Raw genomic sequence first — 8,997 nt, 5'->3', positions numbered from 1 at the left:
TTGAACGTGAAGCTGGACGATACTTCCATTTCAGCAAAACGTGTATTGCTGCATGAGGTTGCTGACCTTTGCCACTGGAAGCGTTCACTGAGAAAGCCGGAAAGACGAGCGCAAGGGCGCATGTGCAGGTTATCAGAAAATTCATAATGCTCGGCTACCTCCGTAGCGCTTGATTTAATTGCCTCAAAGCGTTGGGGCCGGGCATGTACGCCTCGGCCCCAAGGTCAGTCTTCACTTCATCTGCGTGACAGTAAGCTTGCCCTTGACCCGGTCGGCAACAAACTCGATGTCCTGACCTTCTGCCATCTTGGCCATTATCGCTTCGTCCGCGCGGAATACCATCGTCATCGCGGGCATATCGAGGTTGACCAGAGGGCCGTGGATGATTGTGACCTTGCCGGCCTTGGCGTCGATCTTCTTTATGGTCCCGCTCGTGTATTCCACGTCAGCCTGAGCTATCTGGTCCCCCACCGAGACCGCACGGTGCATGCCGGATTCGTAGTGACCCGGGATCAGGCACGCGGCTTCGAACGTACCAGCATTCGCGAACGTCCAGACGACCTCGCCCGTGGCACCCGGATCAAGACGGATACGGTTCGGGTCGTCGTGTTCCATGTCCATCTTGGCCATTTCGATCTTGTGCTCGGCGATATTTTCCAGCGTGTCGAGAACAAACTCGTGTTCCAGCTCACCCTTGTTCGTGATGTTGAAGCGTATGGTTTCACCCTGCTTGATGGTCATCTCCTCACTCTCGATCAGCATTTCGCCTTCGTCGTTTTCAAGCAGGGTTACATCAATCGTCCGGTCGACTTTTGCCGTATGGCCGGGCATACCGATGGCCATTTTGGCATGACCAACGTCAGCGAAAGCCCCCGTTGAAGCGAAAAGGACGAGAGAGGTGCTCAGAAGAAGTTTTTTCATTTGGTTTTCCTTTAGGTTTGGTTGGAGTCGACGAAGGGCCGTTCAGCCCTTCGAGTTTGGTTTTGGTGTGAGAATGGTCTTGGGACTGTTGTTCGAGGCGAACTCGGGCAATTCGCCAGTCCATTCGTAGGCCATCTCGCCCGGAGGATTTTCGTACCAGCCGGGATCGGAGTAATCGTCCGCGTCGATGCCGTCCCGCACCTTTACGACCGAAAACATGCCGCCCATCTCGATGGGGCCGTAGGGCCCCCAACCCGTCATCATCGGGATCGTGTTGTCAGGCAGCGGCATTTCCATTTTCGCCATGTCCCCCATGCCGGACATGCCCATGGGCATGTATTCCGGCTGGAACTGACGGATCTTCTGGGTCAGCGGCTTCTTGTTGACCCCGATGAATGTCGGCACATCGTGACCCATGGCATTCATGGTGTGGTGCGACTTGTGGCAGTGAATCGCCCAATCCCCCAGATGGTCTGCGACGAACTCATAGGCGCGCATCGCGCCTACAGGGATGTCGATGCTGACCTCCGGCCATTGCGCTTCTGGCGGCACCCAGCCACCATCCGTGCAGGTGACCTTGAAGTCATAGCCGTGCATGTGGATCGGGTGGTTTGTCATCGTGAGGTTGCCGACGCGTACTCGCACCTTGTCGCCCTTGTTCACGACCAGCGGATCGATGTCGGGGAAGATCCGACTGTTCCACGTCCACAGGTTGAAGTCCGTCATCGTCATGATGCGGGGCACGTATGTGCCGGGATCGATGTCAAAGGCATTCAGCATGATCAGAAAATCGCGATCCACCGGCATGAAGGTGGGATCCTTGGGATGGACCACGAACATGCCCATCATCCCCATCGCCATCTGCGCCATTTCGTCGCCATGGGGGTGGTACATGAACGTGCCGGACTTCACCAAGTCGAATTCGTAGACAAACGTTTTCCCTGGCGGGATGCTGGGATGACTCAACCCGGAGACCCCATCCATGCCCGAGGGCAGGATGAGCCCGTGCCAATGCACCGTGGTGCCTTCCGGCAGCTTGTTGGTGACGTAGATGCGGACCCGGTCGCCTTCGACTGCTTCGATCGTCGGCCCGGTGGATTGGCCGTTGTAACCCCACAAATGCGCGATCATCCCGTCTGCAAGTTCGCGCTCTACCGGTTCGGCGACGAGGTGAAATTCCTTGACCCCGTTGTTCATCCGGTGCGGCAGGGTCCACCCGTTCAGCGTGACCACAGGTGTGTATTCCGGCCCTGACGACGGACGCGCCGTAATCGCCGTTGCCGCACTGTCCATCTGCGCGGCTTCAGGGAGGCCCATGTTCAGGGTTTGACCCCAGGCTTTTGAAGAGACCAGCGTTGCACCTGCCGCGCCGGCTCCGAGTAATTGACGTCTGTTTAACATGTCAGTTCCTTTCAGTGTCCTGCGCCGCCACCGGCGGCAAGTGATGCGCCCTCTCCACCAGCACCACCACCGCCTTCGCCGCCGCCATAGATCGCAGCGGTCAGATCGGCCTGTGCCATGTAGAACTCGCGTTTTGCATTTGCCGCTTCCAGGGATGCGCCAAGTTTCTCGCGCACATCAGTCAGCAGCTCGAAAGTGTTGGTGATCATGCCGTTGTAGGACAGCAAACCCTCTTCTTCGACGGTCGTGCGTAGCGGCACCAGAACGTCGCGGTAGTGGCGAGCGATTTTGTATGCGGCATGATAAGAGGCTTCAGCACCCCGCGCTTCGGACCGGACGTTCACGGCCTTCTCTGCGAGCACGTTGGCCGCTTGTAGATAAGACAATTCCGCCTTGCGCATCCGGGCCTTGCCGGTGTCGTAGATCGGGATCGCGAACTCCACTTCCACCTGAGGCAAAGCCTTGGTTTCAATGTCGCCATCGCCGCCAACTTCACGCTCAAGCTCGGCTCCAGCAACGATCTCCAGATCGCTGACAATGCGGGTCTGATCGGTCAGACCAAACGCCTTGGCCTGCGCTTCCAGGCCAAGTTTGGCAACACGCAGATCCACCCGGTTTCTTAGCGCCTTGGCCTCGATGTCGGTCACACGGCCGACAGAACGCGGCAGTGCAGGAAGTGCATCTGGCACATAATAATCGACTTCGGTGCCCCAGAGGCCCATCAACCTGGTCAAAGTCTCCTTGGACCGAGTGGCGTTCAATCGTGCCTGTGCAAGTTGCCCCGCCAGTTCGGCATTGAATGCCTGTTCGCGGGCCTGCCCAGCTTTGTTGAGTGCGCCGGTCTCGCCCAACCGCATAGCCAGTTCCGAGCCGGCGTCAGAGGTCGCTTTCGCGCGCCGCAGATAGCTCACTGCCTCGAAGGCGGCGACTGCATCGACCCATGCCTTTCGCGTCTGATTGGCCAGTGCAAGTGTGTCGTTCACGGCATTGAGCTGAGCCTGCCGGAAGCTTGCATCAGCAATGGCCATGCGCTGTTTGCGCGTGGTGGCATCGAGGACGTTCGACCGGATCAGCCCTTCGATCGCCCTGTAGGCACCGAGTTCAGGCGCACCGATTCCCAAGACACCAATTGAGACGATCGGGTTTTCCGGCGTCGATTGCTGCCAAGCCTCAGCGGCCGAGAGGCCAACATTGGCGTAAGACGCTTGCAGACCCTTATTGTTCAGCAGCGCAACCTGAACCGCCGTATCGGCCGAGATCGTCTTCCGATGCACCATGCTGTGCACCTGTTTCTTGAGAGCTTCGTTTTCGGCCTGGGTTTCGGCGAAGGCCGTCCGTTTGCCGATGGCCGGTGTGACCTGGCTGGAAATGTTGGCGAAGCCGGCTTTCGGTTCCGTGTAGATACCCGGTACTGCGGTAGCGCAAGCACCCAAAATTAGGGGAAAGCCAAGAACCAGCGGAATCTTAGATACCCGCATCAGTTGCCCTCCGTCTGCTCTTGATTGACGGAACGCCAATCACGGGGGCCGGTCGGACCACGATAGGTGTAGCCAGCCAATGGATCTTGATAGCTGATCGGAGACGAAACGGTCGCGTTGACGACAGCCTGTTGTGTCGCAACGGAGGGCAAAGGGGTAGGCTCATAGGCGCATGCGCCAAGCCCGAGGGCCGAAGCCCCCATAATTAGATGAATTTTCATGAAGGTATCCTGATTGATGAACGATGTCTCACGCAGAGTCTGCGCAAGGCTCACACCCGGATTGGGCGCCGTTTCAGATCAGGAATCGAGGGGGCCGCAGAAACCCTGATGTTTCGACGGAATGCGTCTGACCGCTCAGGATCATATATTCTTTCGCAGCAATAGGATCCGGGAATACCAAGTCTGCGTCTGGAATGACGACAGAAATGCATATTCCGTTACAACACTGAGTTGATTGATGCTCTGTTTCACCCATGTCGGAGGATATGTCATCCACGTCAACTGTCGCCGGGTGTTTCATGTGGACGGCGTGGATATCAGTTCCCTGACCAACTGTCCGTTTGCTGAGAAGGGAGCTGATCGATCCAGAATGCTGACCATCATGCATTCCCGAGGCCGCGTGTGCCGCAGAAGGTGGAGACAGAACCAGCGCCAACGCAAAAGCGAAGCAAGTGAGGGCTCTCACCCATGTTGAAATGGCGACACGCATTCTCATGAATGGCAAATTGGACGTTTTGACAAATTAGTCAACGCTTACAGCGCGGGAAGGTTTGACACATTCTAGCGAGGCAGGCGAATTCTCGCTGCAAGCGCTCAAAACTGTTGCGCAATAGGTACATAGCAACGTTCACCATTCAGACAAAAGACGCGAAAATGGCAGGGAATATTTCAATAATGACTGGAATTGCCGGGACTAAGTCAGTCTTTCCGATCCGTAGCCCGCATCATGAATCGCTGCCTTCAGAGCGCTTTCATCCAATGCGCTATCTACCTCGACGGAACGCGCAGTCAGGTCACAGGTGACAGTCGCGTGTGGATCTATCGTCACAATGGCCTTCTCTATCGACGCGGTGCAATGTCCGCAGTTCATGTCCGGCACGCTGAACCTGATCATCACGATCTCCTTCTTGATGCTGCCATCTAGGCCGCTGCCCTATGGGAAGGTCAATGCCCGAAAAAATTCCTCGATGCATCTATTGACCTTCCAGCTAATGGAACCCTTATCTTTCGCAAGACCAGGATCAGGAGTCACCCATGTCGGATTCGCATACCCTTCGACTTTCCCTGCAGAACATGTCCTGCGCCTCTTGCGTTGGGCGGGTGGAGCGTGGGCTTTCCGGCCTGCCGGGTGTCAGCGACGTTCACGTCAACCTTGCCAGCGAGACGGCCAAGGCGCAGATCGACGCGCAAGGGCGCATTTCGAACATCGTCGAAAAGCTGGAAGAGATTGGCTATCCGGCCCGTAATCAGAGCACTCGCCTGAACGTGGCCTCCATGTCTTGTGCGTCCTGCGTTGGGCGGGTGGACAAGGCGCTGGCGGCGGTGCCGGGCGTGCTGGACGTGAACGTCAATCTGGCATCGGAAACTGCGACGGTAACGTATCTCGAAGGCTCGTTTGCGGTTGCGGACCTGCTGAAGGCGGCGGGTGACGCAGGCTATCCCGCGACCTTGCCGCCGGAAGACACGAGTGCCCGCAAGGATGAAGAGGCGCGGACGCTGGCTCGCAGGACCGCGCTGGCGGCGACCCTCGCCCTGCCTGTGTTTCTGCTGGAAATGGGCGCGCACCTGATCCCCGGCATGCATGGTCTGATCGGCGACACGATCGGCCATCGGGCAAGCTGGCTGATCCAGTTCGTCCTGACCACGGTGGTCCTGCTCTGGCCGGGCCGCAGCTTCTATACGCGCGGGTTTCCCGCGCTGTTCAAGGGTGCGCCGGACATGAACAGCCTTGTCGCTGTCGGCACCTCTGCCGCCTATCTCTATTCTCTGGTCGCTCTTTTCGCGCCCGCGCTGCTGCCCGAAGGGTCGCGCGCCGTCTATTTCGAGGCGGCGGCGGTGATCGTCGTTCTGATCCTGCTGGGCCGCTGGCTGGAGGCACGCGCCAAGGGCCGCACCGGCGCAGCGATCCAGAAGCTGCTGGGCCTTCAGGCCAAGACCGCCCGCGTGCTGGTGGACGGAGAGCCTGAGGACGTGGCCATCGAGCGCATCGCCGCGGGCGACATCCTGCTCGTGCGCCCCGGAGAGCGGATTGCCGTGGACGGTGAAGTGACCGAAGGCAGCGCCCGCGTCGATGAGAGCATGATCACCGGCGAGCCGGTGCCTGTGGCCAAGTCGTTGGGCGATCCCGTCACCGGCGGGACCGTCAACGGTTCCGGTGCCTTCCAGTTCCGTGCGACACGCGTGGGAGCGGATACGACGCTGGCGCAAATCATCCGTATGGTCGAAGAGGCGCAGGGTGCCAAGTTGCCGATCCAGGGTCTGGTGGATCGGATCACCCTGTGGTTTGTGCCCGCTGTCATGGCGCTGGCGCTGCTGACGGTGATGATCTGGCTGCTGGTCGGACCATCGCCCGCCCTGTCCTTTGCGCTGGTCGCCGGCGTTTCGGTGCTGATCATCGCCTGCCCCTGCGCGATGGGGCTGGCCACGCCGACCTCAATCATGGTGGGCACCGGCCGTGCCGCCGAAATGGGTGTGCTGTTCCGCAAGGGCGATGCGTTGCAACAGCTTTCTACCGTCGATGTGATCGCGCTGGACAAGACCGGCACGGTGACCGAAGGACGCCCCGAACTGACCGACCTGGTGCTAACGGAAGGTTTTGACCGGGCCGAAGTGCTGGCTCTGGTCGCGGCCGTAGAGGCGCGGTCGGAACATCCCATCGCCGAGGCCATCCTGCGGGCGGCAGAGGCCGAGGGCGTTGCCCGGCACGACGCCCGAAACTTCGCGTCCGTCACCGGCCACGGTGTCCGGGCAGAGGTCTCGGGCCACGACGTGCTGGTGGGGGCAGACCGCCTAATGGCGCGCGAAGGCCTGGACATCGGCGCGTTGATCGACGAAGAGCGCCGCCTGGCCGAGCGGGGCCGCACCGCGCTTTACGCCGCCATCGACGGACGCGTTGCCGCCGTTATCGCCGTGGCCGATCCGGTGAAGCCGTCCAGCGCGGCGGCCATCCGGGCGCTGCACGATCTGGGCCTGAAGGTTGCCATGATCACCGGCGACAAGCGCGAGACGGCAGAAGCGATCGCGCGCGAGACCGGCATCGACCATGTGATCGCGGGTGTGCTGCCGGATGGCAAGGTCGCGGCATTGGACGATCTGCGCGGCACGGGCCAGCACATCGCCTTTGTCGGCGACGGCATCAACGATGCACCCGCGCTTGCCCATGCGGACGTGGGCATGGCCATCGGCACCGGCACCGACGTCGCCATCGAATCCGCCGATGTGGTGCTAATGTCGGGCGATTTGCGCGGCGTGGTCAACGCGCTGGAAGTGTCGCGGCGTACGATGCGCAACATCCGCCAGAACCTGTTCTGGGCCTTCGGCTACAACGTGGCCCTCATTCCGGTGGCGGCGGGGCTGCTCTACCCGGTGTCGGGCCTGCTGCTGTCGCCGGTGCTGGCGGCTGGGGCAATGGCGCTCAGCTCGGTCTTCGTACTGACGAACGCGCTGCGCCTGCGCCGCGTCCGCCCGGCGATGGACGAGGCGGCGAAGGCCGCGATCGACCCCCGCATGTCTCCCGTCCCGGCTGAATGAAACAAGGAGAATACGATCATGAATATCGGAGACGTGGCCGACCTGTCCGGCCTTCCCGCGAAGACCATCCGCTACTACGAGGACATCGGGCTGGTCGAGCCGCTGCGCAGTGCCAACGGTTATCGCAGCTTCCGGCAGAGCGACGTCCACAAGCTGGCATTTCTCGGCCGGGCGCGCGCCTTGGGCTTCACCATCGAGGACTGCCGGAGCCTGCTGAAACTCTATGCCGATACCGAACGCGCCAGCGCCGAGGTCAAGCAGATCGCCGAGGAACACCTCGACCGGATCGACCGGAAAATCGCAGAATTGACCGAGATGCGCGCGACGTTGTCGCACCTTGTCGATGCCTGCGCTGGCGATCACAGGCCTGATTGTCCGATTCTCGCAGATCTGGCTATGGAAGAGGATAAGACCCGGACCGCCAGGGCAGCGGATTAAGCGGGCTTAGATATGTTCCGCAGCGGGCAGCGCCACCCATAAGGTGCGACTGACTGTAGTTATTTCGGAACATTCCAGCGCGGGAAAGTTGTTCCACCTCTAGACTTCACGATTTCGAGAGAGGACAACTTCATGTCATATGGCCGCTTTTTCGCGATGATCGCCACATCTACCGTCGTCATGTTCGGTCTGATGTATCTCAATACCTACCTCTGGACGCATGTGTTCTGGTCGGAAACGCGGGCCTACATGGCTCTCCTGATGGGTGCCACCATGGCGATCATCATGCTGGGCTTCATGCTGTCGATGTATTCCAGCAAGACGGCTAACGCAGCCATCTTCATCGGTGCCGCTGTGGTCTTTGCCGCCTCGCTTTGGCTGGTCCGCAGCCAAGTGACGGTGGGCGACACCAGCTACATGCGGGCAATGATCCCGCACCACTCGATCGCGATCATGACCTCCAGCCGCGCCGATATCTCGGACCCGCGCGTGCGCAAGCTGGCGGATGAGATCATCTATGCGCAGGACAAGGAAATCGCCGAGATGCGTTATCTGGTGAACGATATCGACGCCAACGGTGACAGTCCGGCACAGTCAGAAAGCGGACCGACGCAGATCATGAGCCTTGACGAGGCGCTATCAACCCCGGAAGTCGCCATTCTCGACCTCGAATTTCTTACTACGGAGGACATTGCGCAGATGTTTCCCGGCGGCGCCGCGTGCACGTTCACCTACACCACCACAAGCAGGCCTGCGCTGGCGGTGGGCCGCATCGACGGTGGGAGTGTAGCTCTCGCCAAGATCAGCGGCGATCTGGTGCGGCTGGAGGCTGGCGACGCCGGAAGCACTTGGGGCACGGAAGGCATGACAGTGGCGTTGAGCGCGCCGAGCGGACCCGGCATATTGGACGCAAATAGTGGCGAAATGCAGGACGCCGATCTCGTTCTCGAACTTGGGTCCGGTCTGCGTGCAGGGTATCGCGGATATTACGGTTGCGGTGCCTGAAC

8 protein-coding genes are annotated in these 8,997 nt (G+C 60.1%); 3 read left to right on the top strand and 5 right to left on the bottom strand.

Translation table 11 applies throughout. The features are described 5' to 3' along the window. Positions 1-231: 231 nt before the first annotated feature. The 5 genes from BFP70_RS05435 to BFP70_RS05415 form a co-directional block, all read right to left on the bottom strand. Complete coding sequence (locus BFP70_RS05435) at positions 232-921, bottom strand: copper-binding protein (RefSeq protein WP_066010357.1); 690 nt, start codon at positions 919-921, stop codon at positions 232-234. Between the two features lie 42 nt (positions 922-963). Next, positions 964-2,322: a multicopper oxidase family protein gene (locus BFP70_RS05430; protein WP_141693108.1), complete on the bottom strand. Its 1,359-nt coding sequence runs from the start codon at positions 2,320-2,322 to the stop codon at positions 964-966. An 11-nt stretch (positions 2,323-2,333) separates the two neighbouring features. Next, complete coding sequence (locus BFP70_RS05425) at positions 2,334-3,800, bottom strand: TolC family protein (protein WP_066010356.1); 1,467 nt, start codon at positions 3,798-3,800, stop codon at positions 2,334-2,336. Further along, entirely contained in the window at positions 3,800-4,021 is a 222-nt protein-coding gene (locus BFP70_RS05420; protein ID WP_255356606.1) for a hypothetical protein, read from the bottom strand. Before BFP70_RS05420 ends, BFP70_RS05425 begins: the two co-directional genes overlap by 1 nt. Before the next feature lie 694 nt (positions 4,022-4,715). After that, entirely contained in the window at positions 4,716-4,916 is a 201-nt protein-coding gene (locus BFP70_RS05415; RefSeq protein WP_066010354.1) for a heavy-metal-associated domain-containing protein, read from the bottom strand. A gap of 140 nt (positions 4,917-5,056) precedes the next feature. On the opposite strand from BFP70_RS05415, the gene BFP70_RS05410 reads away from it, so the two are divergent. The 3 genes from BFP70_RS05410 to BFP70_RS05400 all read left to right on the top strand — a co-directional run bounded on the left by BFP70_RS05410 (position 5,057) and on the right by BFP70_RS05400 (position 8,995). After that, positions 5,057-7,552, top strand: coding sequence for a heavy metal translocating P-type ATPase (locus tag BFP70_RS05410; RefSeq protein ID WP_066010353.1), 2,496 nt, complete (start codon positions 5,057-5,059; stop codon positions 7,550-7,552). Positions 7,553-7,570: 18 nt separating this feature from the next. After that, positions 7,571-7,990, top strand: a complete 420-nt coding sequence (gene cueR, locus BFP70_RS05405; protein WP_066010352.1) for a Cu(I)-responsive transcriptional regulator — start codon at positions 7,571-7,573, stop codon at positions 7,988-7,990. Positions 7,991-8,122: 132 nt separating this feature from the next. Beyond that, positions 8,123-8,995, top strand: a complete 873-nt coding sequence (locus BFP70_RS05400; protein WP_066010351.1) for a DUF305 domain-containing protein — start codon at positions 8,123-8,125, stop codon at positions 8,993-8,995. Positions 8,996-8,997: the final 2 nt, after the last annotated feature.

The sequence above is a fragment of the Thioclava sp. SK-1 genome (genome assembly GCF_001705665.1).
In the GTDB taxonomy this organism is placed as follows: domain Bacteria; phylum Pseudomonadota; class Alphaproteobacteria; order Rhodobacterales; family Rhodobacteraceae; genus Thioclava.
The sequence above is the reverse complement of the archived record's forward strand: the minus strand, read 5'-3'. Positions and strand labels throughout refer to the sequence as shown.

Excerpts from the sequence above, each read along its gene's own strand:
- BFP70_RS05435 (WP_066010357.1), bottom strand. The coding sequence starts at position 921 with ATGAAAAAACTTCTTCTGAGCACCTCTCTCGTCCTTTTCGCTTCAACG.
- BFP70_RS05430 (WP_141693108.1), bottom strand. The coding sequence starts at position 2,322 with ATGTTAAACAGACGTCAATTACTCGGAGCCGGCGCGGCAGGTGCAACG.
- BFP70_RS05425 (WP_066010356.1), bottom strand. The coding sequence starts at position 3,800 with ATGCGGGTATCTAAGATTCCGCTGGTTCTTGGCTTTCCCCTAATTTTG.
- BFP70_RS05420 (WP_255356606.1), bottom strand. The coding sequence starts at position 4,021 with ATGAAAATTCATCTAATTATGGGGGCTTCGGCCCTCGGGCTTGGCGCA.
- BFP70_RS05415 (WP_066010354.1), bottom strand. The coding sequence starts at position 4,916 with ATGATCAGGTTCAGCGTGCCGGACATGAACTGCGGACATTGCACCGCG.
- BFP70_RS05410 (WP_066010353.1), top strand. The coding sequence starts at position 5,057 with ATGTCGGATTCGCATACCCTTCGACTTTCCCTGCAGAACATGTCCTGC.
- cueR (WP_066010352.1), top strand. The coding sequence starts at position 7,571 with ATGAATATCGGAGACGTGGCCGACCTGTCCGGCCTTCCCGCGAAGACC.
- BFP70_RS05400 (WP_066010351.1), top strand. The coding sequence starts at position 8,123 with ATGTCATATGGCCGCTTTTTCGCGATGATCGCCACATCTACCGTCGTC.